The organism is Devosia lucknowensis (assembly GCF_900177655.1).
Taxonomy (GTDB): domain Bacteria; phylum Pseudomonadota; class Alphaproteobacteria; order Rhizobiales; family Devosiaceae; genus Devosia; species Devosia lucknowensis.
In genome coordinates, this window is sequence record NZ_FXWK01000001.1 from 988,557 (window position 1) to 1,015,093 (window position 26,537).

The 26,537-nt window shown below is 61.6% G+C and carries 22 protein-coding genes, 1 tRNA gene and 1 pseudogene; 19 read left to right on the plus strand and 5 right to left on the minus strand.

All coding sequences use genetic code 11. From position 1 onward, the window contains the following. The first annotated feature begins 6 nt into the window (after positions 1-6). From nuoL to CCK88_RS04705, 6 genes are all read left to right on the plus strand, one after another. On the plus strand, positions 7-2,124 hold the full coding sequence (gene nuoL / locus CCK88_RS04680; protein WP_086469344.1) for an NADH-quinone oxidoreductase subunit L: 2,118 nt from the start codon (positions 7-9) through the stop codon (positions 2,122-2,124). Beyond that, positions 2,124-3,707 carry an NADH-quinone oxidoreductase subunit M gene (locus CCK88_RS04685; protein ID WP_086469345.1) on the plus strand — a complete coding sequence of 528 codons (1,584 nt, stop codon included), beginning with the start codon at positions 2,124-2,126 and terminating at the stop codon, positions 3,705-3,707. The genes nuoL and CCK88_RS04685 overlap by 1 nt, the downstream gene beginning before the upstream one ends. A 9-nt stretch (positions 3,708-3,716) precedes the next feature. Beyond that, entirely contained in the window at positions 3,717-5,162 is a 1,446-nt protein-coding gene (gene nuoN / locus CCK88_RS04690) for an NADH-quinone oxidoreductase subunit NuoN (protein WP_086469346.1), read from the plus strand. Beyond that, entirely contained in the window at positions 5,163-5,993 is an 831-nt protein-coding gene (locus CCK88_RS04695; RefSeq protein WP_086469347.1) for a biotin--[acetyl-CoA-carboxylase] ligase, read from the plus strand. A 74-nt stretch (positions 5,994-6,067) separates the two neighbouring features. Further along, positions 6,068-7,741, plus strand: a complete 1,674-nt coding sequence (locus CCK88_RS04700) for a ribonuclease J (RefSeq protein ID WP_086469348.1) — start codon at positions 6,068-6,070, stop codon at positions 7,739-7,741. A gap of 152 nt (positions 7,742-7,893) precedes the next feature. After that, positions 7,894-7,978 (plus strand) — tRNA-Leu (locus tag CCK88_RS04705). Between the two features lie 98 nt (positions 7,979-8,076). Here the strand turns inward: CCK88_RS04705 and CCK88_RS04710 are convergent. From CCK88_RS04710 to CCK88_RS18925, 3 genes and pseudogenes are all read right to left on the minus strand, one after another. Further along, positions 8,077-8,496: a nitroreductase/quinone reductase family protein gene (locus tag CCK88_RS04710; RefSeq protein ID WP_086469349.1), complete on the minus strand. Its 420-nt coding sequence runs from the start codon at positions 8,494-8,496 to the stop codon at positions 8,077-8,079. Positions 8,497-8,568: 72 nt separating this feature from the next. Next, on the minus strand, positions 8,569-8,961 hold the full coding sequence (locus CCK88_RS04715) for a hypothetical protein (protein WP_244557427.1): 393 nt from the start codon (positions 8,959-8,961) through the stop codon (positions 8,569-8,571). A gap of 45 nt (positions 8,962-9,006) precedes the next feature. Then, a pseudogene (locus CCK88_RS18925) lies at positions 9,007-9,105 on the minus strand (GFA family protein); the annotation flags it as partial. 335 nt (positions 9,106-9,440) lie between these two features. Between CCK88_RS18925 and ugpB the strand changes: the two are divergent. From ugpB to CCK88_RS04735, 4 genes are all read left to right on the plus strand, one after another. Continuing rightward, positions 9,441-10,766 (plus strand): sn-glycerol-3-phosphate ABC transporter substrate-binding protein UgpB, encoded by a 1,326-nt coding sequence (gene ugpB, locus CCK88_RS04720; protein WP_086469351.1) that lies wholly within the window; start codon positions 9,441-9,443, stop codon positions 10,764-10,766. An 87-nt stretch (positions 10,767-10,853) separates the two neighbouring features. After that, positions 10,854-11,738, plus strand: a complete 885-nt coding sequence (gene ugpA / locus CCK88_RS04725; RefSeq protein ID WP_086469352.1) for a sn-glycerol-3-phosphate ABC transporter permease UgpA — start codon at positions 10,854-10,856, stop codon at positions 11,736-11,738. 2 nt (positions 11,739-11,740) lie between these two features. Further along, on the plus strand, positions 11,741-12,589 hold the full coding sequence (gene ugpE, locus CCK88_RS04730) for a sn-glycerol-3-phosphate ABC transporter permease UgpE (protein WP_086469353.1): 849 nt from the start codon (positions 11,741-11,743) through the stop codon (positions 12,587-12,589). A gap of 5 nt (positions 12,590-12,594) precedes the next feature. After that, the gene (locus CCK88_RS04735; protein WP_086469354.1) at positions 12,595-13,638 is read left to right on the plus strand and encodes a sn-glycerol-3-phosphate import ATP-binding protein UgpC; all 1,044 of its coding nucleotides are present in this window, start codon (positions 12,595-12,597) and stop codon (positions 13,636-13,638) included. A 295-nt stretch (positions 13,639-13,933) separates the two neighbouring features. Here CCK88_RS04735 and CCK88_RS04740 read toward each other — a convergent pair whose 3' ends face one another. Beyond that, on the minus strand, positions 13,934-14,287 hold the full coding sequence (locus CCK88_RS04740) for an MmcQ/YjbR family DNA-binding protein (RefSeq protein WP_086469355.1): 354 nt from the start codon (positions 14,285-14,287) through the stop codon (positions 13,934-13,936). Positions 14,288-14,402: 115 nt separating this feature from the next. On the opposite strand from CCK88_RS04740, the gene mgtE reads away from it, so the two are divergent. The 4 genes from mgtE (at position 14,403) to CCK88_RS04760 (ending at position 17,600) form a co-directional block, all read left to right on the plus strand. Next, positions 14,403-15,818: a magnesium transporter gene (mgtE, locus tag CCK88_RS04745; protein ID WP_086469356.1), complete on the plus strand. Its 1,416-nt coding sequence runs from the start codon at positions 14,403-14,405 to the stop codon at positions 15,816-15,818. A gap of 342 nt (positions 15,819-16,160) precedes the next feature. Next, positions 16,161-16,838, plus strand: a complete 678-nt coding sequence (locus CCK88_RS04750; RefSeq protein ID WP_086469357.1) for a glutathione S-transferase family protein — start codon at positions 16,161-16,163, stop codon at positions 16,836-16,838. Further along, complete coding sequence (locus CCK88_RS04755) at positions 16,835-17,260, plus strand: DUF1489 family protein (protein WP_244557428.1); 426 nt, start codon at positions 16,835-16,837, stop codon at positions 17,258-17,260. Before CCK88_RS04750 ends, CCK88_RS04755 begins: the two co-directional genes overlap by 4 nt. A gap of 88 nt (positions 17,261-17,348) precedes the next feature. Next, positions 17,349-17,600 carry a DUF1467 family protein gene (locus tag CCK88_RS04760; RefSeq protein WP_086469358.1) on the plus strand — a complete coding sequence of 84 codons (252 nt, stop codon included), beginning with the start codon at positions 17,349-17,351 and terminating at the stop codon, positions 17,598-17,600. Here CCK88_RS04760 and CCK88_RS04765 read toward each other — a convergent pair. Then, positions 17,597-17,926 (minus strand): MmcQ/YjbR family DNA-binding protein, encoded by a 330-nt coding sequence (locus CCK88_RS04765; protein WP_086469359.1) that lies wholly within the window; start codon positions 17,924-17,926, stop codon positions 17,597-17,599. The two genes, CCK88_RS04760 and CCK88_RS04765, sit on opposite strands and share 4 nt — an antisense overlap. Before the next feature lie 296 nt (positions 17,927-18,222). On the opposite strand from CCK88_RS04765, the gene proS reads away from it, so the two are divergent. The 5 genes from proS to CCK88_RS04790 all read left to right on the plus strand — a co-directional run bounded on the left by proS (position 18,223) and on the right by CCK88_RS04790 (position 26,278). Continuing rightward, positions 18,223-19,572: a proline--tRNA ligase gene (proS, locus tag CCK88_RS04770; protein WP_086469360.1), complete on the plus strand. Its 1,350-nt coding sequence runs from the start codon at positions 18,223-18,225 to the stop codon at positions 19,570-19,572. Then, positions 19,569-20,942, plus strand: a complete 1,374-nt coding sequence (locus tag CCK88_RS04775) for an ABC transporter permease (RefSeq protein WP_086469361.1) — start codon at positions 19,569-19,571, stop codon at positions 20,940-20,942. Before proS ends, CCK88_RS04775 begins: the two co-directional genes overlap by 4 nt. Then, positions 20,935-21,621, plus strand: coding sequence for an ABC transporter ATP-binding protein (locus CCK88_RS04780; RefSeq protein ID WP_086469362.1), 687 nt, complete (start codon positions 20,935-20,937; stop codon positions 21,619-21,621). The genes CCK88_RS04775 and CCK88_RS04780 overlap by 8 nt, the downstream gene beginning before the upstream one ends. Before the next feature lie 516 nt (positions 21,622-22,137). Next, the gene (dnaE, locus tag CCK88_RS04785; RefSeq protein ID WP_086470811.1) at positions 22,138-25,593 is read left to right on the plus strand and encodes a DNA polymerase III subunit alpha; all 3,456 of its coding nucleotides are present in this window, start codon (positions 22,138-22,140) and stop codon (positions 25,591-25,593) included. A 37-nt stretch (positions 25,594-25,630) separates the two neighbouring features. After that, on the plus strand, positions 25,631-26,278 hold the full coding sequence (locus tag CCK88_RS04790; protein WP_140048888.1) for an exonuclease/endonuclease/phosphatase family protein: 648 nt from the start codon (positions 25,631-25,633) through the stop codon (positions 26,276-26,278). The last annotated feature ends 259 nt before the right edge of the window (positions 26,279-26,537 follow it).

The window sequence follows — 26,537 nt, forward strand, 5'->3', positions numbered from 1 at the left end:
ACCGCTATGATCATTCAGGCGATTGTTTTCCTGCCCCTCATCGGGGCGCTTGTTGCCGGTCTGCTGGGCCGTCAGATCGGGCACCGCCCGAGCGAATTCATCACCACCGGCCTGCTGCTGATCGCAGCGGTGCTGAGCTGGTACGTCTTCATCCCCGTAGCCTTCGGTGATGGCCTGGTCGGCGCCGTGGGCGATGGTCATGCGGCCGTGCTCAAGGTCGAGGTGATGCGCTGGATCCAGGTCGGCGACATGGATCTGCGCTGGACGCTGCGGGTCGATACGCTCACGGCGATCATGCTGGTCGTGGTCAATACCGTTTCGGCGCTCGTGCACCTCTATTCCATCGGCTACATGCACGAGGATCCGCACCGGTCGCGCTTCTTCGCTTATCTCTCGCTTTTCACCTTCGCCATGCTCATGCTGGTGACGGCAGACAACTTCCTCCAGATGTTCTTCGGCTGGGAAGGCGTGGGTCTGGCGTCGTACCTGCTGATCGGTTTCTGGTACACGCGTCCGTCCGCGACGGCCGCTGCCATGAAGGCATTCATCGTCAATCGTGTCGGTGACTTCGGCTTCGCCCTCGGCATTTTCGGCGCCTTCATGGTGCTGGGCCATATCGACTTCGATGGCGCCTTCCACGCGGCCGACGAATTCGCCACCGCGGGCCTCCCCACCATCCAGTTCCTCGCCTGGAACCTCGATGCGATGACCGTTGTCTGCCTGTTGCTCTTCATGGGCGCCATGGGCAAATCGGCGCAATTCCTGCTGCACACATGGCTTCCCGACGCCATGGAAGGCCCGACCCCCGTGTCCGCGCTCATCCATGCCGCCACCATGGTGACTGCGGGTGTGTTCATGGTCGCGCGGTTGTCGCCTTTGTTCGAGACCTCGCCCGTCGCTTTGACCGTGGTGATCATCGTTGGCGCCATCACCGCGTTCTTTGCCGCGACGGTTGGTCTGGTCCAGAACGACATCAAGCGCGTCATAGCCTATTCGACCTGTTCGCAGCTCGGCTACATGTTCGTGGCGCTTGGGGTAGGGGCCTATTCGGCCGGTGTCTTCCACCTATTCACCCACGCCTTCTTCAAGGCCCTGTTGTTCCTGGGCGCCGGCTCGGTCATCCACGCGATGCACCATGAGCAGGACATGCGGAACATGGGCGGCCTCCGGAAGAAGATCCCCGTCACCTACTGGATGATGATGATCGGCACGCTGGCCCTCACGGGTGTCGGCATTCCGGGCACCAGCTTCGGTTTCGCCGGCTTCTTCTCCAAGGATGCGATCATCGAGAGCGCCTACGCCTTCGGTGGCAATGTCGGCTCCTTCGCCTTCTGGATGCTCGTGGTTGCCGCGCTGTTCACCAGCTTCTACTCTTGGCGCCTGGTGCACCTGACCTTCCACGGCTCGCCGCGCGATGCGCAGCATGCCGGCGAAGGCCCGCATCCCGATCCTGCCCATGCCGCTCATGAAACCCATGACGAGCCGATCGACGACAGCAATGCCGACGATCATGCGCACGGTCATCACGACCATCACCATGGTTCGGCCTACGACAATGCCCACGAGTCGCCCAACGTCATGCTGGTGCCGCTTTATGTGCTGGCTGTGGGCGCGGTTCTCGCAGGTGTCGTCTTCTACGGCATGTTCTTCCACGAGGTGGAGCACATCGAACACTTCTTCGCCGGCTCGATCTATGTCGATCATGCCATCATCGAAGAGGCGCACCATGTGCCGCTGTGGGTCAAGTGGAGCGCCACGATCGCCATGATCATCGGCTTCATCACCGCCTACATCATGTACATCCGTCGTCCCGAACTGCCTGCCCGCATCGCGGCCACCAATCCGGGTCTTTACAAGTTCCTGCTCAACAAGTGGTACTTCGACGAGCTCTACAACTTGATCTTCGTGCGTCCGGCACTCTGGATCGGCACCGCCGTCTGGAAGGGCTTCGATGACTGGCTGGTCGACGGCAAGATTGCCGAAGGTCTCGGTCGTCGCGTGCAGAACGTCACCAGCTGGGTCGTCAAGCTCCAGTCCGGCTATCTCTACCACTATGCCTTCGCCATGCTCATCGGCATCGCGGCGCTGCTGACCTGGGCCATCGCGGCCGGGGGACTGATCTGATGACCTTCGAGAACTCCATCCTTACCCTGCTGACCTGGTTGCCGACGCTCGGCGCCGCTGTCCTCATGCTGACGCCCAGGTCCGCGGTCAATGCGATCCGCTGGATCTCGCTGGCCGTGACGACGATCGTCTTCGTCCTCTCGCTGACCCTCTGGCAGAGCTTTGATGCCGCCAATGCCGGTTTCCAGTTCGTGGTCAATTTCGACTGGATCGGCGACTCCATCGGCTACCGCGTCGGCGTCGACGGCATTTCGGTGCTGTTCGTTGTCCTCACGGCTCTGCTGATGCCGGCCGTTGTCGTCGCCAGCTGGGAAGTCGACACCCGGGTCAAGGAATACATGATTGTGTTCCTGGTGCTCGAAACGCTGATGATCGGCGTCTTCACCACGCTCGATCTGGCCATGTTCTACGTCTTCTTCGAAGGCACGCTCCTGCCGATGTTCCTGATCATCGGTATCTGGGGCGGCGCGCAGCGCATCCAGGCCGCCTACAAGTTCTTCTTCTACACCTTCATCGGCTCGGTGCTCATGCTCCTAGCCATGATGGCCATGTATTGGGATGCCGGCACCACCGACATCACCCGCCTCCTTGCGCACCAGTTCCCCACGGGGATGCAGACCTGGCTGTGGCTGGCCTTCTTCGCTTCGCTGGCGGTCAAGATGCCCATGTGGCCGTTCCATCGCTGGCTGCCCGAAGCCCACGTGCAGGCCCCGACGGCCGGTTCCGTGATCCTGGCTGCGATCCTTCTCAAGCTTGGCGGCTACGGCTTCCTGCGCTTCTCGCTGCCGATGTTCCCGGAAGCCTCGGCGCAGTTTGCCAACTTCGTCTTCCTGCTCTCGGTCGCGGCCATCATTTTGACCTCGCTGGTCGCGCTTGTGCAGACCGACATCAAGAAGCTGATCGCCTATTCCTCCGTCGCCCACATGGGTTTCGTGACCATGGGCATCTTCGCGGGCAACGCCCTGGGCATCCAGGGCGCCATGTTCCAGATGATCTCGCACGGCATTGTTTCTGGCGCGCTCTTCCTTTGCGTCGGCGTCATCTACGATCGCATGCACACCCGCGAGATTTCTGCCTATGGCGGCCTCGTCGAGCGCATGCCGCGCTATGCCTTCGCCTTCATGGTTTTCACCATGGCCAATGTCGGTCTGCCCGGTACGTCGGGCTTCGTCGGTGAGTTCCTCACCATGATCGCCGTCTTCCAGGTGAACACCTGGGTGGCCTTCGGTGCCGCCTTCGGCGTGATCTTCTCGGCCGGCTACGCCCTCTGGCTCTATCGCCGCGTCGTTTTCGGCGCGCTGACCAAGGACAGCCTCAAGGGTATCCTCGACCTCAACCTGCGCGAAAAAGTGGTGCTCTATCCGCTTATCGTGCTGACCGTGGTCTTCGGCTTCTATCCGGCCCCGATCCTCGATACGACCGCCGCCGCGGTCGACAATCTGGTCGCGCATTATTCCGAGAGCACGGGCCGCAATCCGGCCGTGGATCTCGCTGACGAACGCGCCCCCCTCGTATACGTCGCGCCTGCCGAAGGCGCGGCCCAGCCGGCCGAAGACCACGCGGCCGAGCCCGCTGCGCATTAGGAGCCTCAAGTGAACTCTGACGTTACCGATTTCGCGAGCCTGGCTCCCGCCTATCCCGAAATGCTCATGGCGGTGGGCGTAGTCGTCCTCCTGCTCGTGGGCATCGTGCTCAACAAGGAGCGCTCGCTCCTGGTCACCTGGCTCTCGGTCGGGCTCCTGGTCGCGACTGGCCTTGTGGTTCTACTGCAGCCGGCAGATGGCGTGGTCTTCAACGGACTTTTCATTGCCGACAGTTTCGGCCGTTTCATGAAGATTCTCGTTCTCGGCGGCGCCGGCCTGGCCCTGATCCTCAGCCTTTCCAATGCCGAGGAGAACGGCGTCCACAAATACGAGTATTCCGTCCTCGCGCTTCTCGCTACGCTCGGCATGATGGTCATGGTTTCGGCCAACGATCTCATGAGCCTCTATGTCGGTCTCGAGCTCCAGTCCCTGGCGCTTTACGTCATGGCTGCCATCAAGCGTGACGACGCACGCGCCTCGGAAGCCGGTCTCAAATATTTCGTGCTCGGCGCACTCTCCTCGGGCCTGCTGCTCTACGGTGCATCGCTGATCTACGGCTTTACCGGCCACACGAACCTGCAGGAAATCGTCGTTGCCATCGCCAATGAGGGCCGCTCCGTCGGTCTGATCTTCGGCCTGGTCTTCCTCCTGGCCGGCGTTGCCTTCAAGATTTCGGCCGTGCCGTTCCACATGTGGACGCCCGACGTCTACGAAGGCGCACCGACCCCGGTCACTGCCTTCTTCGCCATGGCTCCCAAGGTCGCGGCGATGACGCTGATGATCCGGCTGGTCATGGATACCTTCTCGCCCATCACGTCCGATTGGCAGCAGGTTGTGATCTTCCTCTCGATCGCCTCCATGGTATTGGCGGCCTTTGCTGCCATCGGCCAGAAGTCGCTCAAGCGCCTGATTGCCTATTCGTCGATCGGCCACGTCGGATTTGCGCTTGTCGGCCTCTCGTCCGGTACCCAGGTCGGCGTCGAAGGCGTCGCCATCTACATGGCCATCTACGTTGCCATGACCGTCGGGCTTTTCGCCTGCCTGCTCTCGTTCCGCACGGAAGCTGGCTATGTCGAGAACATCGACGACCTTGCTGGCGCGGCGCAGAGCCGTCCCTTTGTGGCCGCCGTCATGGCAATACTGATGTTCTCGCTGATCGGCTTGCCGCCGCTGGCTGGATTCTTTGCCAAGTGGCACGTCTTCCTCGCGGCCATCGAGGCGAACCTCTACGTTCTCTCGGTGATCGGCGTCCTGGCCTCCGCGATTAGCGCCTTCTACTACCTGCGCGTGGTCAAGGTGATGTTCTTCGATGCGCCCGTGAAGCAGTTCGCTGCAGTCCCTGGTGAGCTCAACATCATCATGGGTGTTAGCGGCTTCCTTGTCGTCACCTACTACTTCACCGTCGGCAACCCGCTCGCCAGCTGGGCGCATATTGCGGCCGGAAGCCTGTTCTAGGTGTCGCAGTTCGTCCTCGGACCCAAGGCTCGCGACGCCGGCTACCGGGTTGCGGGCTTTGACGCTATCGGCTCCACCAATAGCGAGGCGCTTGACGCTGTCCGGTCTGGTGATCCGGGCGGCATCTGGTTTGCTGCGGCGCACCAGACGGCAGGTCGCGGTCGGCGCGGCCGCCAATGGCACAGCGTGCCGGGAAACCTCGCCGCCAGCCTGCTGATCGTTCCCGATGCGTCGCCTGATGTCATCGCGACACTGGGCTTCGTGGCCGGTGTTGCGCTCAACCGGGCCTTGGCGTCGGTGCTTCCACAGGGCGTTTTCCGCATCGGTATTGATGGTGCGGACGGGGCCGACGGGCGCTCGCGCATCGCGCTCAAATGGCCAAATGACGTCCTCGCCGATGGTGCCAAGCTCTCGGGCATCCTGCTCGAATCGACCAAGACGCCCGATGGTCGGACGGCCATCGTCATTGGCTGCGGCGTCAATGTTGTTGCGGCGCCCGCCGATACGCCCTATCCAGCGACATCGCTACGCGCACTCGGGGTCGATCGCTCGGCCGAGATTGTGTTCGAGGCGCTTTCTGATGCCTGGGTCGAAGTGTTCGGCCTTTGGGATGACGGGCGCGGCGTGTCTGCCGTGCTCGATATCTGGCGCGGCTCTGCCGCCGGTATCGGTGCACCCGTGGCCATCAGTCAGGATGGTGTGGTTCGCCGCGGCATTTTTGAAACCATCGACTCCTCGGGCCGGTTGATTATTCGCGACGACGATGGCGCGCGACATCCGATCACGGCAGGCGATGTGCATTTTGGGGCAACGGCCAGCGCCCGAAGCTGACCATAACGAGAGGGAAGCGACCGGCGACCATAGATCGCCCGGCGTCAGCCCGGACATAAGGAATAAAAAGACCCATGGCTAAGAACCAAAGGGATGAACTCGTCTTCGTGCCGCTTGGCGGCGTCGGCGAAATAGGCATGAACATGGCCGCCTACGGCTTCGGCCCGGCCAATCGGCGCAAGTGGATCGTGGTCGATTGTGGCGTCAGCTTCGGCGGCCCCGACCTGCCGGGCATCGAGCTGATCATGGCCAATCCCGAATTCCTCGAGGAAAACGCCGACGACGTGCTGGCGCTGATTCTCACCCATAGCCACGAAGACCATTACGGCGCCGTGCTCGACCTCTGGCCCGTCTTCGACAAGCCTGTTTACGCAACCCCCTTCACCGCTGCCATGCTGGCCGCCAAGCGGGCAGGGGATGGCATCGTCGAAAACGTCGACGTCACCATCATGCGCCCGGGCAAGCCCTTTACGGTCGGCCCCTTCACTATCGAGCCGATCAACGTCGCCCACTCGATCCCCGAATCGAATGCCTTGCTGATTACCACCCCGGTTGGTCGCGCTCTCCACACCGGTGACTGGAAGCTCGATCCCACTCCGACCATGGGTGCGCCCACCGATTTCGCGCGCATGGAGCGCATTGGCACTGAAAGCGATCTGCCGCTGGCGCTGATCTGCGATTCCACCAATGCGATGAAGGATGGGGAGAGCCCCAGCGAACAGGAAATCGGCGACAACCTCGCTGCCCTGATCGCCGATGCTCCGCACCGCGTCGCTGTCACCACCTTCGCTTCCAATGTCGGGCGCGTCGTCTCCATCGTCAGGGCCGCGCACAAGGCCGGCCGCGAGGTCGTCCTGTCGGGCCGCTCGCTGCATCGCATCATGGGTATCGCCAGGGAGTTGGGCATGCTCGAAGGCCTGCCCACGCTCCACGATCAGGACATGTACAGGTCGGTGGCGCGCGACAAATGCGTGCTGATCTGCACCGGTAGCCAGGGCGAGGCTCGTGCCGCCATTGCCCGTATCGCCCGTGGCGAACACCCCGTGATCGATCTCAATGCCGGCGACAGGATGATTTTCTCGTCCTGGGCTATCCCGGGCAATGAGCGTGAAGTCATCGATATCCAGAACCTTCTCATTGATCGCGGTATCGAGGTCATCACGGCCGGCGATGCCCTGGTGCATGTCACCGGCCATCCGCGTCGTGGCGAGCTGCAGAAGCTCTATTCCTGGGTCAAGCCCCAGGTTCTGGTGCCCGTCCACGGCGAAGCCATGCACCTTCAGGCCCATGCCCGGCTCGGTCGCGACTCGGGAATTCCCAATGTCTGCGAAGCCCGCAACGGCGACATGGTGCGCCTGTTCCCCGAGCCGATGGCTCACCCCGCCGAAGTGCGCACCGGCGAGCTGTATCTCGATGGACTCGTACTCTGCACGCCCGAGGAATCGGGGGTCAAGGGCCGGCGGCGCCTGTCGTTCGGCGGCATGATCATCGTCAGCCTCTGCGTCAATGGCGGCGGCCAGGTGGTCTCCGGGCCCGATATGATGATCGAGGGCCTTCCCGAAACGGACGACGAGTCGGTCTCCGATCTTATCGAGGACACCATCGCCGGTGTCATTAAGTCCATGCCGGCCAAGCGCCGCAGTGACACCGAGGTCCTCAATTCCGCGCTGTTCAAGGCCATCCGCAACGAAGTGAACGCGTTCTGGGGCAGGAAGCCCAACGTCTCGATCTTCGTGCACCGGGTCTAGCACGGCGCCGCGCCACCCGGAATTTTCCGGGATGGCGCAGACATGTCCACAGGCAGGCTAAAAATCCCGATTATCTGCTTGTGGTTATGAAAGACGTTTGCTACATCCCCACTCGCTTCGGGGCTCTGGCGCCGAAGCTTCTACCACACAGTGCGGTCGTGGCGGAATTGGTAGACGCGCAGCGTTGAGGTCGCTGTGCCGCGAGGCGTGGAAGTTCGAGTCTTCTCGACCGCACCAGTCACTCCGGTGACGAAACAAAAAGCTGCCGCAAGGCGGCTTTTTTGTTGTCTGCGCTTTGGGCCGCGGGCCTGTCCGACCCGCGACCACCGTGCCCCTCACGCAGGTGTCAGTTCGAACACCGGGATGGTCCGGCTCGTCTTCTTTTCGTATTCCGCGAACTGCGGATAAAGCCCGGCCTGATGAGCGTAGATGCGGTCGCGCTCTTCGCCCTCGACGACCCGGGCCGCCACCGGCACGCGCCGAATCGTCGTGCCGTCACCCACGGAGATCGCCGCGTCCGAGTTCGCCACGAGGTTATGAAACCAGTCCGGATTGTGCTCGTCCCCGCCCTTGGACGCGAAGATGTAGTACGGGCCGTCCCCCTCGCGCAGATACATCAGCGGCAGGGTGCGCTCGATGCCGGATTTGGCGCCCACCGAATGCAGCAGTAGCACCGGCGCATTCTTGAAATAGCCGCCGGGCTTCCCCTTGGTGGCGTTGAAGTCGGCAATCACCTGGGCATTGAAGTCGGACATGGAACTGTCTCCTTGTGCAAGCGAGTATGTCACACCCGATATGGGAGCCGCTTTGAGATCCAACAATCGGCTCTACGCAGCAAACTTTCGCGTCACCGCAATCTTGGGCACCTTGAACCCCATGGCGATCCACGCTGCGAGCAGCTTTGCGTAGAAGCCCGCCGTAGTCATGGCGCCAGCGGGCAATGATGCGTCGAGCGTCGTGCCCTCGTCCACGTCACCCGTCTGCGTACGGATCTGCATCGGCGGGCGCTTATCCTCCGGCCACAGGCTGGCGAACAAGCTCACCCAGTGTCCGCCCGAAAATTCGGTAAAAACCGGCGTGCTGCAGCATGTCGTCAGCACCCGACGAGTGGGCGAAGTTTCCGATAGTCGAAATTCGGCAAGGCTGTCGGTTCCGTCGGGAAAGCCGACCATGTCTTTCCGGTACAGCACATAGGGCACGCCGCCGCTCGCGCTTGTCATGGCTCTCGCAATGGGCACGGATGCCAGGCGTCGTGCCGCTTCCCGACACGACCGGCAGTGGCATTCCGCCGTGATGAATGGCTTTCCGGTCACCTCCACATGAAACTGGCCGCATGCGCATGTGAGCGTGTTTCTGGTGGTCATCGTGGATTGGTCTCCTCGGCAAATCGTGTCGCTGAAGCGACGGGTGGTCAATGCTGTTTTCGACACCCGCTCGAGGGTCGGGGCGAAAAATGCGCCCGCATGCCGGAACTTTTGGAGTGTCACAGGTTCGTCACCGAACCTTCAAGTGAACGTCAAGCAAGCTCACTAGACGGGGCGGGCAGGTCGAGGGCCCCTGGGGGCGGGCGGTCTGTGCGCCGCAGCTTTCGGATATTTTCGATCGCTTTCGACCCTTTGGCGGGCGCTCATAAAAAACACGGTCTGGCAGGACTTGGGCGGCCCCCTCGGGGCGCGCACCAAGCCGTTGGGAGACAAGCATGAAGACTCTGAATCGCGTGGGCCTCGTCGCCCTTTCGCTGGCCCTTTCCACCTCGGTCGCGCTTGCGCAAACCGAGGTCACCTGGTGGCACGCCATGGGTGGCGAGCTCGGCACCAAGCTTGAAGAAGTGGCTGCCGGCTTCAATGCATCGCAGTCCGACTATGTCGTGACCCCGGTGTTCAAGGGCTCCTATGCCGAAACCCTCACCGCTGCCATTGCAGCGTTTCGCGCCAACGAGCAGCCGGCCATCGTCCAGGTGTTCGAAGTTGGTACCGGCACGATGATGGCAGCCAAGGGCGCCGTCTATCCGGTCTACCAGCTGATGGCCGACAACAATCAGCCATGGGATCCGGCGAGCTTCCTTGCGCCCGTCACCGGCTACTACTCGGATCCCGAGGGCAACATTCTTTCGCTTCCATTCAACTCGTCCACGCCGATCATGTACTACAACAAGGACGTGTTCGAAGCGGCCGGTCTTGATCCCGAAGTCGCGCCGAAGACATGGGCCGAAGTCGAGAAGTTCTCGAGGCAGATCGTCGACTCCGGCGCCGCTTCCTGTGGCCTGACCACGGCCTGGGTCAGCTGGATCCAGACTGAAAACCTCTCCGCCCTGCACGATCTGCCCTATGGCACGCTGCAGAACGGCTTCGGTGGCCTCGGCACCGAATTCACCTTCAATGGTGAACTGCAGGCGCGTCACTGGGGCAACCTCGCTCAGTGGAGCAAGGATGGCCTGTTCAAGTACGGTGGTCCGGCCGGTGGTGCCGACGCTGCGCCGCTCTTCTATTCGGGTGAATGCGCCATCTTCATGAATTCTTCGGCTGGACGTGCCGGCGTCATCGCCAATGCCACCGGCTTCGAAGTCGGCTTCGCGCCGCTTCCCTACTATGACGACGTCATCGCCGAACCCAAGAATTCGATCATCGGCGGCGCCACCCTTTGGGTGCTCAACGGCAAGTCGCCTGAGGAATATGCTGGCGCCGCGGCCTTCTTCAACTACCTCAGCCAGCCTGAAGTCCAGGCCGACTGGCACCAGTTCACTGGATACCTGCCGATTACCAATGCTGCCTTCGAGCTTGGCCAGGAGCAGGGATACTATGCGGAGAACCCCGGTTCCGACATCGCCATCGAGCAGATCACGCGCGGCACACCCTCGGAAAATTCCAAGGGCATCCGCTTCGGCAACCTGACCCAGGTCCGCGACGTGATCGACCAGGAATTCGAAGCTGTCCTCGGTGGCCAGAAGAGCGCCCAGGAAGCCCTCGACTCCGCCGTTGCCCGCGGCAACGAGATCCTGCGCGAATTCGAAACCGCCAACCAGTAATCCCTGATCGACGGGCCCCGGAGTACATCTCCGGGGCTTGTTGCCGTTTTCCGCCGCAGCGCTGCGTCTGCGCGTCGAGGACTTTTCATGCAGACCAAGCGCACCATCTTCCCCAACAAGGGCTTGCCCTATTTGTTGCTGCTGCCGCAGCTGGCCATCACCCTCGTCTTCTTCATTTGGCCGGCACTGCAGGCGGCGAAGTCTTCATTCGAGCGCGAGGATCCCTTCGGTTTCCGTACGACCTTCATTTGGTTCGGCAACTACACCAAGTTGCTGGCCGATCCGATGTATCTCAACTCGCTCTGGCGCACCCTCGTTTTCGCCCTGCTGGTGACCGTCATCGCCATGAGCGTCTCGCTGGTTCTCGCCGTCGCCGTGAACCGCCTGATCCGCAGCGGCCGTGTCTACACCACCATGCTGGTCTGGCCCTACGCCGTGGCCCCCGTCGTTGCAGGCATTCTGTGGTGGTTCATGTTCAATCCCTCCATCGGCATCCTGTCCTATGTTTTGCGCCAGCTTGGCATTGAGTGGAACCACCGCGTCAATGCCGATCAGGCCATGATCCTCATCGTGCTCGCTGCCAGCTGGAAGCAGATTTCCTACAACTTCCTGTTCTTCCTCGCCGGGTTGCAGGCGGTTCCGGCCTCGCTGAGCGAAGCCGCTGCCATCGACGGGGCAGGGCCCATGAAGCGCTTTTTCACGATCGTGCTGCCGCTTTTGTCCCCGACCACTTTTTTCCTTCTCATCGTCAACATCAACTACGCCATGTTCGATACGTTCGGCATTATTGATGCCACCACTTCGGGTGGCCCCAACCAGTCCACCAACATCCTCGTCTACAAGGTCTACGCCGATGGCTTTTTGGGCCTCAACATCGGTTCGTCGGCAGCCCAGTCCGTCCTGCTCATGCTGATCGTCATCGTCCTGACCGTCGTGCAGTTCCGCTATGTCGAACGGCGGGTGGAGTACTGACCATGGTCGAAAACCGTCCCTGGCTGAACATCCTCACCCATATTGTCCTCATCGTCGGCGTCGCCGTCATAGCCTTCCCGGTCTACCTGGCCGTTATCGCCTCGACACATGACGGTGGCGCCTTCCTTCGCGGCGTCGTCCCGCTGCTGCCTGGCCCGCATTTCCTCGACAACTACGGCCAGATGCTGAGCCAGGGCATGTCGACGTCGGGCGCTCCGCCCTTGACGCTGATGCTGGCCAACTCGCTCCTCATGGCCATCCTCATCGCAGTGGCCAAGATCGCTATTTCGATCACCTCGGCCTATGCGATCGTCTACTTCCGCTTCCCATTCCGCACGCTGGCCTTTTGGATCATCTTCATCACCCTGATGCTGCCGGTCGAGGTGCGCATCATCCCGACGTTCAAGGTCGTGTCTGATCTGGGCCTGCTCAATTCCTATGCCGGTCTCACCATCCCGCTGATCGCATCGGCAACCGCCACGTTTCTGTTTCGCCAGTTTTTCCTTACGGTCCCTGACGAGCTCATGGAGGCCGCGCGCGTCGACGGGGCAGGGCCGATGAAATTCTTCCGCGATATCCTTCTGCCCCTCTCGCGGACCAATATCGCGGCGCTCTTCGTCATCCTCTTCATCTACGGGTGGATGCAGTACCTCTGGCCCATGCTCGTCACCACCGACCCCAAATTCTACACCGTCGTTATGGGTATCAAGCGCATGGCCGCCGTGGCCGACAGCGATCCGCAGTGGAATCTCGTCATGGCGGCCGTGGTCATGGCCATGCTGCCCCCCATCCTCGTGATCATCTTCATGCAGCGCCTGTTCGTCAAAGGCCTGGTCGAAACGGAGAAATAAAAACAATGGCAAGCATCGACATCACGGGCGTACGCAAGGTCTATCCCGGCAACGTCACCGCCATCCACGCGCTCGATCTCTCCATCGCCGATGGCGAACTCGTTGTCCTCGTCGGCCCCTCGGGCTGCGGCAAGTCCACGCTCCTGCGCATGATCGCCGGTCTCGAAACCATTTCCGACGGCACGATCGCCATCGGTGGCTCGGTGGTCAACCAGAAGGAGCCGGCCGAGCGCGACATCGCCATGGTCTTCCAGAACTACGCGCTCTATCCGCATATGAGCGTGCGCCAGAACCTCGAATACGGCCTCAGGAACCGGGGGACGCCACCCGCCGAGATCGATCGTCGCGTAACCGAGGCTGCACGCATTCTGGAGATCACGCCCTTTCTCGATCGCAAGCCCCGCCAGCTTTCGGGCGGCCAGCGCCAGCGCGTGGCCATGGGTCGCGCCATCGTCCGCCAACCCAAGGCCTTCCTGTTCGATGAGCCGCTCTCCAATCTCGATGCCAAGCTGCGCGGACAGATGCGCATCGAAATCCGGCGGCTGCAGCGATCGCTGAAGACGACCAGCGTGTATGTGACGCATGATCAGCTTGAGGCCATGACCCTGGCCGACCGGCTGGTGGTGATGAATGGTGGCCGCATCGAGCAGGTCGGCAAACCGATAGAGCTTTACGACCGGCCGGCGTCCCTGTTCGTTGCCGGCTTCATCGGCTCGCCGCCCATGAACCTCATCCCGGTCGAGCGGCTCGCCGCCATTGCGGGCACGTCTATGCCACAGCTCTCCGCCGGCACCGACATCGTCGGCATCCGCCCGGATCGCATCCTCTTGGCCGGGGACCAGGGGATCGCTCTCTCGGGCACGGTCGAGCTCATCGAACCCGTGGGTGGCGAGAGCCATTTCTACGTCCGCGTCGATGGCCTCGCCCAGTCGCTGATCCTGGTCCAGCAAGGCCATGCCAGCATCGCCGAAAGCGATCGCATCGCTTTCGTCCTCCCGCATGAGGCGCTGCACGCCTTCGATCGCGAAAGCGGCCTGCGGGTGGAGTAGGCGCGGCTCTTCTACTGGAAGACATTGAACGCCCCGGCGACCATGAGCAGCAGGATCACGAAACTCACGATCCTTTGGAAATAGAACCACAGCGAGAGATAAGGCCCCAGGCCCTCGTGACTGCCAAAGGCAGGCAAAGGCCTGCCATGCGGCCTCGGCCGCCAAACATCGTCATCGCTCGCCCCGCCAACGTCACATGATTGCTTGGGCGATATCTGGAAATGCGGATATATGTTTCGTCACTGCAGTAAAGCGACGTTGGCGCGTGGTGGTGGCCGCAGATAAATTTCGTTGATTATATCGGGCGCTTCAGTTTTTCCGGCGCCTTGAATGACCACGCGTCATGCAGGCGGAGCGACAGTTCTTCGTCGCTGATGCGGTCGAGGCGGATCAGCATCGCGTCGTGGCCGACATAATGATCAGTCTCGAAATAGAGATCGGGCGAAATCTCCATCAGCAGCACCTTCTGGTCGCTCGGGCATTGCAGCACGGCGGTCGTCGCATCGATGAGGCGGATGAAGGCGACATCGCCAACTTTAAGCGCCGGCGTGCCGTAGCTCGTCGATCTTTCCACCTCCGCCAGCGCCCGTGTTTCGGCCAGGCGCACCAGGCGGTCGAATGCGGAATCCAGTTCGTTTGGAGCGGTCATCCGGTTTCACCTTCGCGTTGCTAAAAAGCGCGTAACCCACACTGGCGCATGTGCGCCCGATTGGCTACATGCTTGTCCTGCCCCTGAAACCCCCAGGACACGAAAAGGGCTCCCGATGAGCGACGACTTTGAAAATGCGCCCGGTCCTGAAACCGGGATCGAACTCGACATGTTCCGCGATGCGGATGGCCGCATCAGTCCGCTCTGGCTCGAGCGTCTGCGCGCCTTCCTTGAGGGCGGTCGCGCCGAGGATGTGGCTCTGGTCATGGAGCCCCTCCACAATTCCGACGTCGGCGACGTTCTCGAGCAGCTCGATGCCGCGGAACGCGTCGCGCTGGTCCGGTCCCTGGGGGATCTTTTCGACTTTTCCGCTCTGACCGAGGTCGACGAAAGCATTCGCCTCGAGATCATGCAGGCCCTGCCCAATGCGGAAATCGCACGCGGCGTGGCCGAGCTCGACAATGACGATGCCGTCTATCTTCTCGAAGATCTCGAGCAGGAAGATCGCGACGAAATTCTCTCGGCCTTGCCGACCTTCGAGCGGTTGGCGCTCAAGCGCAGCCTGGATTTCCCCGAGGATTCGGCTGGTCGCCGGATGCAGACCGAGTTCATCGCCATTCCGCCCTTCTGGACGGTAGGGCAGGTGATCGACTACCTGCGCACCGAGAAGGATCTGCCGGACGAGTTTTACCAGCTCTACGTGGTCGATGCCGCCTACAAGGTCCTCGGCACGCTCCCGCTCGACAAATTCTTGCGCTCGGCCCGCGCGATAAAGATCGACACGATCATGAACACCAATTTTGTTCTGATCGATGCCGAGCAGGACCAGGAAGAGGCTGCCCGCAGCTTCGAGCGCTATGACCTTGTCGAGGTCGGCGTTGTCGATGAAAGCGGTCGCCTGGTCGGCGTCCTCACCATCGACGACATCGTCGATGTGATCCAGGAGGAAGCCGAAGAAGACATCCGCTTCATGGCCGGCGTGGGCGACGAGGACGTGTCAGACACCACCGTGGATACGGTCAGGAGCCGCGTGCCCTGGCTGGTGATCAACCTTTTTACCGCCGTGGCCGTCTCCTTCGTCATCGGTCTCTTCGATGCGACCATCGAGCAGATGGTCGCCCTCGCCGTGCTCATGCCCATTGTGGCTTCCATGGGCGGCAATGCCGGCGCTCAGACCATGACCGTCACGGTGCGTGCCCTGGCCATGCGCGAGCTGGACGGCGGGCGGCTGCGACGCCTCATTCGTCGCGAAATGGTCGTGGGGCTCGCCAATGGCGTGATCTTCGCGATTCTGATCGGGATCGTCACAGGGCTACGCTACGGCGATGTCCAGCTCGGTATCGTGATCGGACTAGCCATGGTCATCAACATGATCGTCGCGGGCACGTTCGGAATTCTCATCCCGCTGACCCTCGACAAGCTCAAGGCCGATCCCGCCATTGCCTCGGCTGTCTTCGTCACAACCATAACCGACGTCGTTGGTTTCTTTGCCTTTTTGGGCATTGCCGGGCTCTGGTTCGGTCTTTTTTAGGCCGGACATGCGGCGTCTTCGTGGCTGTGGACTGTTGCAGATTGGTCGCTTGCGCCACATCTGTGACACGGCTAACGATTCATTATCGACCGGAACGCCCAACTGATTTGGCGCGTTTATGAGCCGATGTGGACGACTGACAAGGAGCGATCTATGCGCAGTCAAACCAAGACCGCCGCCTGGCAAACGATGAGCTGGGCGCTGGTGTGCCTCCTGTCTATGGGGCTGGTTTTCTCCGTAGTTGCTAGCGTCTAGAAAAGACGCTGGAGTTATTCACTCTAGAAGGTTTAAACGAAGGGCGCCCGGCCACTGGGCGCCCTTCAGTTTTAAGACGGTGCGCGCATGAAGCTTCTGATCGGTAACCGCAACTACTCCACCTGGTCGCTGCGTCCCTGGCTGGTTTTGCGCCACTTCGAGATACCGTTCGAGGATGAGGTGCTGCAGCTCTCCGGCCCCGGCTGGCGCGATACGCTCGCGCGCCGCTCGCCCACCGGGAAGGTGCCGGTTCTCCTCGATGGTGATCTTGCCGTCCCCGAGACACTGGCCATCATCGAATATCTGGCCGATCTTTTTCCTGACAAGGCCATCTGGCCGAAGGATATCAAGGATCGCGCGCGGGCGCGGGCGGCGGCGTCCGAAATGCATGCCGGCTTCAGCTCTCTGCGCAGCCATGCGCCGATGAACCTGCGCGCCTCTCATCCCGGCAAGGTCGACCTCGACGCCATCAGCAGGGATCTCCACCGCGTCGAGACTCTCTGGGGCGAACTGCTTGTCCGATCCGGCGGTCCCTACCTGTTCGGTCACTTCACTGCCGCTGACGCCATGTACGCGCCGTTGGCGACGCGGTTGCGGACCTACGATTTGCCTGTCTCCGACGTCGCTGCACGCTATGTCGAGGCCATCTACGCCTTGCCCGCCTTCCAGGATTGGCTGAACCAGGCGCTTCAGGAGCCCTGGGTGGTGGACGACGACGAGATCGACGTGATCCAGGGACGGGTCGCACCGGGAACGATCGCATGATCCACATCGTCAAGCTCTGCGTTGGCGTGTCCAGCGTCGAGGAGCTCGAGGGCTACCGGGACGAACGCGCCCATTGGTGGGGGGCGGACTATGGCGAGGATGTCCACGTTCACCGCACCCGCATGATGCCCCGGCGCGGCAGCGAGATCGAAGGCATGGCATCCATCTACTGGGTCATGTCGGGCACGATCTGCTGCCGTCAGCCGATCCTGCGCCTGGCGCCTTATACCGACGCCGAAGGCAAGGACTACTGCGATATCATCATGGCGCCCGACATCGTGCGCACCGTGCCGTATCCCAAGCGCCCGTTCCAGGGCTGGCGCTATCTTCGTCCTGAAGATGCGCCGCCAGACATGGAAGCGGGGGGCAGCGACAATTCCGCGGAGATCGCTGCCGAACTGGCGCGCATGGGGCTCCTCTAGCCGCTGGTGCGGCAACAGGTAACGCCGGCCGCACTTTGCCTCTGCTCCATGGTGGTCTACAAGGTCGGCCAGTGAAAGGCCGCCTCTCATGCAAATCGGTTCCCTCCTCGCCGTCTACTTCGTCGTCTGGTGGCTGACATTCGTTGCCGTGCTGCCCATCGGCAGTCAGAGCTATCACGAGACTGGTGGCGAGATCGTCTCCGGCTCCGATCCGGGCGCCCCGGTGCGGCCGCGCCTGCTGATGAAGGGGCTTATCGCTACCGTGCTCGCCGCTGGGTTCACGGCGCTTCTGCTCTGGGGCATCAGCCAGCCGATCCTCCAAGCCTACTGGAACCGCTAGGTCGAACGCTTCCGCGCCGGTCCGATGGCATGAGCATGCGCCATTCCCAGCGCGGCCGCGACATCCTCAGTGGTGGCCGGGCCCAGTTGCAGCACCGTCCAGCCTTGCCGCCCCCAGCCATTGTCGATGGCCTGGAATACGTCCGGCGCCAACATGCACTTGAAGTCCTGCTCTTCCGGCGTGAAGTTGAGATTGGCTGACTTTCCGTCTGCAGCCAACGTGGCGTAGGTGCGCTTTACCTTGAAGGCCGTGCGATCGAAATGCGGCGCCGACACGGTGCCGGGCAGGGCCATCGCTATTCGCGTGAACTCTTCGGAAGTGACCATAGCGGCTTGTTTCCAAAATAAAAAAGCGGGGCACGAAGGCCCCGCTTGAATGAGTTTGTTCGACAATACGTTGGTCTTAGGCACGCTATACAGCGGCAGCCAACGCTCCTCCCTTGACGTTGTCGACGTCCGGCGGTTTGGGCCGCCTTTGTTTTATTGGGGCGGACCCTAACAACAGAAAATCGCTCTGCCAAGTAGATTCTGCATGGCTTGCATGCTTGCATCGAATGGACGGTTGCGATTTGAGTGGGCATCAACGAAACCCACGAGTCGAAGCCGCTTTCTTCGGAGTTTTCATGCGCCTTTCCCGCTATTTCCTGCCGGTGCTCCGCGACGTCCCCAAGGAAGCCGAGATCGTCTCCCATCGGCTGATGCTGCGCGCCGGCATGATCCGCCAACAAGCCTCGGGCCTCTATTCCTGGCTGCCCCTCGGCTACAAGGTCCTGATGAAGGTTCAGAAGATCATCGAGGAAGAACAGAACCGCGCGGGCGCCATCCAGCTCCTTATGCCCACCATCCAGTCCGCCGACCTCTGGCGCGAGTCGGGGCGCTACGACGCCTATGGCAAGGAAATGCTACGGATCGAGGATCGCCACGAGCGCGAATTCCTCTACGGTCCCACCAACGAGGAGATGATCACCGACATCTTCCGGACCTATGTGAAGTCCTACAAGGACCTGCCGCTCAATCTCTACCATATCCAGTGGAAGTTCCGCGACGAGGTGCGGCCGCGCTTTGGCACCATGCGCAGCCGCGAATTCCTGATGAAGGACGCCTATTCCTTCGATCTCGACGAAGCGGCTGCCGTAGCGGCCTTCCAGCGCATGTTCGTCGCCTATCTGCGCACCTTCCGTCGCATGGGCCTGGTCGGCGTGCCCATGCGTGCCGATACAGGCCCCATCGGTGGCAACCTGTCCTATGAATTCCATGTGCTGGCCGAGACCGGCGAGAGCGGGGTCTTCCTCGACAGGAACCTGCTCGACAAGCCGATCCCCGGCGCTGACACCGATTTCCGCGGTGATCTCGATCCGATCTTCAAGGACTGGACCTCGCTCTTTGCCGCCACCGACGAAATGACCACCGAGGAGGCCTTCCGCGAGGCGGTGCCGGCGGACAACCAGCTCAAGGCCCGCGGCATTGAAGTGGGCCACATCTTCTACTTCGGCACGAAATATTCCGAGCCGATGAAGGCCAACGTCACCGGTGCCGACGGCAAGGATACCCCCGTGCATATGGGTTCATACGGCATCGGCCCCACGCGCGTCGTGCCCGCCATTATCGAGGCCAGCCACGACGAGAACGGCATCATCTGGCCGGTCTCTGTCGCGCCCTTCGAGGCCGTGCTGATCAATCTCAAGGCCGGCGATGCGGAGACCGACGCCGCCTGCGAAAAGCTCTATGCCGAGCTCACCGCTTGCGGCCTCGACATGCTCTATGACGATCGCGACCAGCCGGCGGGCTCCAAGTTCGCCACCGCCGACCTCGTCGGCATTCCCTACCAGCTGATCCTCGGGCCGCGCGGCCTTAAATCCGGCGAAGTCGAGATCAAGCATCGCAAGACCGGCGAGCGCGAAACGCTGCCGCTTACCGAGGCGGTCGCCCGTCTCAAGGGCCTGATCGAACCGCAGCGGATGACCGACATTTGACCGAGAGCGCCAACGCCGTTTCCGGGGGCAGGGCAACCCGTCCCTTCGCCCGCTTCGAATGGATCATCGCCGGGCGCTATTTGCGCGCCCGCCGCAAGGAAGCGTTCATTTCCGTCATCGCCAGCCTCACCATGGTCGGCGTGGCCATCGGCGTTGCGACTCTCATCGTCGTAATGTCGGTGATGAACGGGTTCCGAGGCGAGCTGCTCGACAAGATCCTGGGCCTCAATGGGCATTTCACCGCCCATCCGATCGAATCGCAGTTCACGGACTACAAGGAAACAGTGGCCGCGCTCCAACAGATCGATGGCGTTAGCTTCGCCGTCTACTTCGTCGAAGGCCAGGTCCTGGCCTCCGGCCGCGGCGCCTCGACGGGCGTGTCCGTGCGCGGCATGGATGAGGAAAACCTGAAAAAGCTCAGCCTGCTCTACAACGGAGCGGAGCAGGGCGGTTTCGATCAGTGGGATGACAGCAAGGGCGTCGCCATCGGTTATCGGCTGGCGCAGCAACTCGGCTTGAGCCTGGGCGACCAGGTCCAGATCATCAATCCCGATGGGGCCATGACGCCGTTCGGCTCCACGCCCCAAATCCGCTCTTACCCGGTCAACGTCATCTACAATCTGGGCATGGTCGAGTTCGACAGCTTCTTCATGTACATGCCGCTCGAGCCTGCCCAGGATTATTTCCGCTTGGTCGACGAGGTCCTCAAGCCCGGCATGGGGCCGCTCGATCCGCTCGCCAGCGACGAAGAGATCGATGCTGCCTACGAGCGTATTCCGCGCGTCAGCGCTGCCGAGATCTTCATCGACGACCCCGATCAGGTGAACCTGATGCGTCAGCGCATCCAGTCCACGCCCGGCATCCGCCCGATGGTCCTCACCGACTGGCAGCAGCGCAACGAAACCTTCTTCTCGGCCCTCCAGGTCGAGCGCGTCGTGATGTTCACCATCCTGTCCATGATCATCCTGGTCGCTGCCTTCAACATTATCGCCAGCCTCATCATGCTGGTGAAGGACAAGAGCGCCGACATCGCCGTCTTACGCACCATGGGTGCGACGCGCGGCTCCATCATGCGGATCTTCTCCATTACCGGCACCACCATCGGTGTCATCGGCACCCTGGCCGGCACCGTCATCGGCCTCATAGTTGCGGCCAACGCCGAAACCCTGCGAGCCTCGATTTCCAATCTCTTGGGCGTGACCCTGTTTCCGCCCGAAGTCTTTTTCCTCTCCTCGCTGCCCAGTCGCACCGATCCGGTGGAAGTGACCGTCGTGGTGTGCATGGCGCTCGGCCTCAGCTTCCTTGCCACGATCTATCCCGCATGGCGCGCGGCCCAGTACGACCCGGTGGAGGCACTGCGCTATGAGTAAGCCCCACCTCAAGCTGACCGACGTGCATCGCCACTACGGCGAAGGCGACCGGCTCGTGCGTGTTCTGGAAGCCGCCAATCTGACCGTCGAGAGCGGCGAGCTGGTTGCCCTCGTGGCGCCATCCGGTGCCGGGAAGTCGACGCTGCTGCACCTCTGCGGTCTCCTCGAGTCGCCGCAGAGCGGCGAGATCGAGATCGTCGGTCAGCAGACCAGCAAGCTCAACGATCGCGCCCGCACCCAGCTGCGTCGCTCGACGGTCGGCTATGTGTACCAGTTCCATCACCTGCTGCCCGAATTCACCGCGCTTGAAAACGTGGTCATGCCGCAGCTGATAGCGGGCAAGGACCAAAAGGCCGCCGAAGGGCGCGCCATGGAACTGCTCGATCTCCTGGGTGTCGCGCCCCGTGCCAGCCATCGCCCGGCAGAACTGTCCGGCGGCGAACAGCAGCGCATCGCCATCGCCCGGGCGGCCGCCAATCACCCGCGCGTTATTCTCGCCGACGAGCCCACCGGCAATCTCGATCCCGACACCAGCGACCTCGTCTTCGAGGCCCTCAAGTCTCTCATCAAGAACGAGGGCGCCGCAGCGCTGATCGCCACGCACAATCACGATCTGGCCCGCCGCGCCGATCGCATCGTCACCCTGAAGGGTGGCCTTGTGGTGCCGCATACGCTCTAGCCCAGTTTCGCCCGTTGGCCCTTTCTCAAGGGCCAACGGGCGGAAGCGCCGCCCCGATCTGAATCCGTGTTTCCATTACAAATGGCCAGTGGATCGTCCTGTCTGTTTCGGAAGGGTCACCGGCCGTTCGTTACCGTGCAACCGACCGCCTCAGGGCGAGCCGGCGCTTCGGCGCGTTCGGGTCCATACCCCTCGACGCATGTCCCGAATCTTAACGTGCGCGATACCTCCCCTAACCAAATCCTAACCAGTTAACCCCTGTCCCCGGTTTCACCACTGTTCCCATCTGGACGAGAACAAAAATCGAACATATAAGAACAAACACAGAAACACGGGAGATTAGAATGCTTGATTTCGTCAAAGACCTCGCCGCTTTTGTAACCCTGGGGGCCTTCACCGTCGGCTCGCTCACCTGGATGGACATCATCGCCCATTTCGCCTGATCCCCTGTGGATTGAACAATGCGTGGTTTGACCCGCCGCGTTGCGTCGACCAAGGATGGGCAAGGAGATGCAAATGCGCGGCCCTGGCTTCATTCACCTTCACGTTCACTCTGCCTTCTCGCTTCTGGAAGGTGCGGTTCAGCTTGAGACAATCCTCAAGTTGGCCGCCGAAGACAAGCAGCCCGCACTCGGTCTGGCCGATACCGGCAATCTCTTTGGTGCGCTGGAATTTTCCGAAAAGGCCACCAAGAAGGGCATTCAGCCGCTGATTGGCGTGGAACTCGCCGTCGACTTCGCCGCAACCGAGGAGCGCATCAGCGAACGCGGCCATGCCGCCTGGACCGGCAAATCCAGCGTCGTGCTCATGGCGCAGTCGGAAGAGGGGTTTTCCAACCTCTCGCAACTGGTGTCGCGTGCCTATCTCGAAAGCGCTGATGGCCTGGCCCGCGCCAGTCTCGAGTGGATGAGCCGCGACACTCTTTCAGGCCTCATCTGCCTCTCCGGTGGCCCCGAGGGTGCCATCGACATGGCCTTCGCCAACGGCCAGGACGCCAATGCGACGAGGCGCCTTGATCGCCTGGCCGACCTGTTCGGGGATCGTTTCTACATCGAACTGCAGCGACACGGCCGTCCCACGGAGGCGACGGTCGAGCCCCGTCTTGTGGATTATGCCTACCGCAAGGGCATCCCGCTGGTCGCGACAAACGAGCCATTCTTCAAGACGGCAAAGGAGTACGAAGCGCACGACGCGCTGCTCGCTATTGCCGGTGGTTCGGTGCTGGCCCAGACCGAGCGGCGCAAGCTTAACGACCAATACTATTTCAAGACCCGCGCCGAGATGGTGGAGCTGTTCTCCGACCTGCCGGAGGCACTCGATTCCACTATCGAGATTGCAAAGCGCGTCGCATTCCGTCCGCGCACGCGCGGGCCCATCCTGCCCAAATTCGCCGCCGGGTCGCACGCCACCGAAGATGAAGTCGTCGCCGCCGAAGCCGCGGAGCTGCGTCGCATCGCGGTCGAGGGGCTCGACAAGCGCCTCGCCACCACCGGCATCGCTCCTGGCAAGACCGAAACGGAATATCGGGAACGGCTCGATTTCGAGCTTCGCATCATCGAAAAGATGAAATTCCCGGGCTACTTCCTGATTGTGGCCGACTTTATCCAGTGGTCCAAAGCCCACGACATTCCTGTTGGTCCTGGCCGCGGCTCCGGCGCCGGCTCGCTGGTGGCCTATGCCACCACCATCACCGATCTCGATCCGCTTCGCTACAATCTGCTGTTCGAGCGCTTCCTCAACCCTGAACGCATTTCGATGCCTGACTTCGATATCGACTTCTGCCAGGACCGGCGCGAGGAAGTCATCGACTACGTGCAGGACAAGTACGGCAGCGAGCAGGTCGCGCAGATCATCACCTTCGGTACGCTCCAGGCCCGCGCCGTCCTGCGCGACGTCGGTCGCGTCCTGCAGATGCCCTATGGGCAGGTCGACCGCATCTGCAAGCTCGTGCCGGCCAATCCTGCCGATCCCTGGTCCGTCGAACGCACCATGAACGAGGTGCCGCAGTTCAAGCAGATGGCCGACGAGGACGAGACGGTCGCGCAGCTGGTCGAGATCGCCAAGTCGCTCGAAGGGCTGTTCCGTCACGCCTCGACCCACGCCGCCGGCATCGTCATCGGCGATCGGCCGCTGCAGGAATTGCTGCCGCTCTACCGAGATCCGCGCTCCGACATGCCGGTCACGCAGTACAATCTCAAATGGGTCGAGCCGGCCGGCCTCGTGAAGTTCGACTTCCTTGGATTGAAGACCCTCACCACCATCCGTTATGCGGTCGACATGGTGAAAAAGCGCGGCATCGAGATCGATATCGATGCCATTCCGATCGACGATGCCGCCACCTACAAGCTTTACGCCCGCGGCGACACATACGGCATCTTCCAGTTTGAGTCGGCGGGCATGCGCCGCGCCCTCATGGATCTCAAGCCCGACCGTATCGAAGACCTCATCGCCATGAACGCGCTCTATCGGCCTGGTCCGATGGACAACATCCCGAGCTTCATCGATCGAAAGCACGGGCGCGAGGACGTGGCGTATCCGCATCCGACGCTGTCGACGGTGCTCGACGAGACCTACGGCATCATCGTCTACCAGGAGCAGGTGATGCAGATCGCCCAGCTCTTGTCAGGCTATTCGCTCGGCGAAGCCGACATGCTGCGCCGCGCCATGGGTAAGAAGGACCGCGCTGAGATGGATCGTCAGCGCGTCCGTTTCCGTGACGGGTCGTCCAAGGAAGGCGTCAAGGAGGCGCTTGCCGACGAAATTTTCGACCTTCTGGCCAAGTTCGCCAATTACGGCTTCAACAAGAGCCATGCGGCCGCCTACGCCTGGGTGTCGTACCAGACGGCCTATCTCAAGGAACATTTCCCGCACGAATTCTACGCCGCCTCGATGACGCTCGACATGGCGCAGACCGACAAGCTCTCCGATTTCCGCCGTGAGGCCGGCAAGAAGAAGATCGAAGTCGTCCCACCCTGCGTCAACCAGTCCGAAGTCGTGTTCTCGGTGAAGGACGACCGCATTCACTACGGTCTCTCGGCCGTCAAGGGCGTCGGCCGCGCCATGGCCGAGCACATCGTCGAGGTGCGCGGAGACAAGCCGTTCGTGGATCTGGGCGACTTCGCCCGCCGTGTTGATCCGCGCGTTCTCAACAAGCGGACCCTTGAAACCCTGGTCAATGCCGGTGCCTTCGACAGTCTGGCGCCGCGCCGCGAGGTGGCTTTCGCTGCCGTGGAAACGATCATCGGCACGGCTCAGGCACTCACCAGCGAGCGCAATGAAGGCCAGTGGAACATGTTCGATTCCGCCGAGCCCGAGCCGTTCCGTCTTCCCACCGGTGTCGCGGTCTGGAATTCCACCGAGCGCGCCGACCGGGAATTGGCCGCCATCGGCTTCCACCTGTCGGCCCATCCGCTCGATGCCTATTCGGATCTGTTCGAAAAACTGCGCGTGCAACGCTGGAGCGATTTTGAGCGCGCGGTCAAGGACGGAGCTGGGGCGGGGCGGTTGGCCGGCACCATCTCGTCCCGTAACGACAGGCGAACGCGTAAAGGCACGCCGATGATGATCCTGACCCTGTCGGATCAGAGCGGCACCTTTGAATGCATTGCCTTTTCGGAGCAAATCAACGATTTCGGCTCCATCTTGCAGCCCGGCAATTCGGTGATCCTCGAGGTCGGCGCCGACGAGCGCGCAGAGGGCATCAGCCTGCGTCTTGTGTCCGCCAAGCCCATCGAGGGCATGGCCGAGCGTGTCGATCGGCAGTTGACTGTATTCCTGGCGGATCAGCGCGCGCTGACGGCGACGAGCGCCCAGCTCAAGCGCGGTGGCAATGGCACCGTCAACTTCGTGGTCATCCGCGACGATGGCGCCCGCGAATACGAGATCGAGCTGCCCGGAAAGTACAATGTCACGGCAGAAGTGGCGGGTGGCATCAAGGCGCTCGACGGCGTCACCGACGTGCGATTTGCCTGAACGACAAAGTTTGAGAGTTGTCGCTTGGAACGCTGCCATGAATTTGCCCAAGGGCTGGTCGCGCATCCAGGACCTGCGGCCATCTGTTCTTATCGTGAGTGAATGTCGAACGGCGGACTTTCGATCACTACCGGCATCCCAAATGGTTTGGTTGGGCAAAGGCGACCGGGGTGTGGCGATTATTGCACCAGCGGGAGTGGTCTTAACTCCAGGTCCTGAGGTTCAGTCCAGTATCTTCGTCACAGGCAGTTTCGAAATTTTCGATCGTCACTTCCAGATTGTGGGTGTGTGTTCCAAGAAGGACCCTTCCTATACGCGAGGTACCTTATCAGCAATTGAACAATTATCAGGGTGGAGCCGACAGCATTTTACGGTGTGGGCAGGTGATTTCAACCAGTCTCAGAAGTTCAAACGGCCCGCTGGACATAATTTTGAGGATGCCAAGCTGGCTTTTGATTCGATTGGATTAGAGAGCTCATACCACGCGATCACGAAAGAGCCGTTCGGTGCGGAGCAAAGCCCAACCTATTTCCAATACTGGAGAGAGGAGCGGGGCTTCCATATCGACTATGCTTTTGGCCCAAAAGGCGCCTCTAGGAAGGTGACCGTGGGGGGCTACGAGGAATGGACCGCTACATCGATCAGTGACCACGTCCCAATTGTAGTCGATTTTGCAACGGGCTGAAAACAGACACGGGAGAGCCGGGCTTGCGCCCTCTCTCCCGCATGGGGGCTTTCACCCTTCGTCCCCGCGTCGTCGCGCGGGTCCATGAAGGACAATACCATCCGGCTCTGATGCGTTCATTGAAATGATCGTGAAAATGCCGGAGACCGCCGGTTGGGGCGCAAGTGCTTGCGTCTTCGGCTGGGTTCGCCTATAGCACCCACGCGTTCGACACGGGTTGGACGTGATCTCACACACGAAACCGGCATTCCACTTGAGG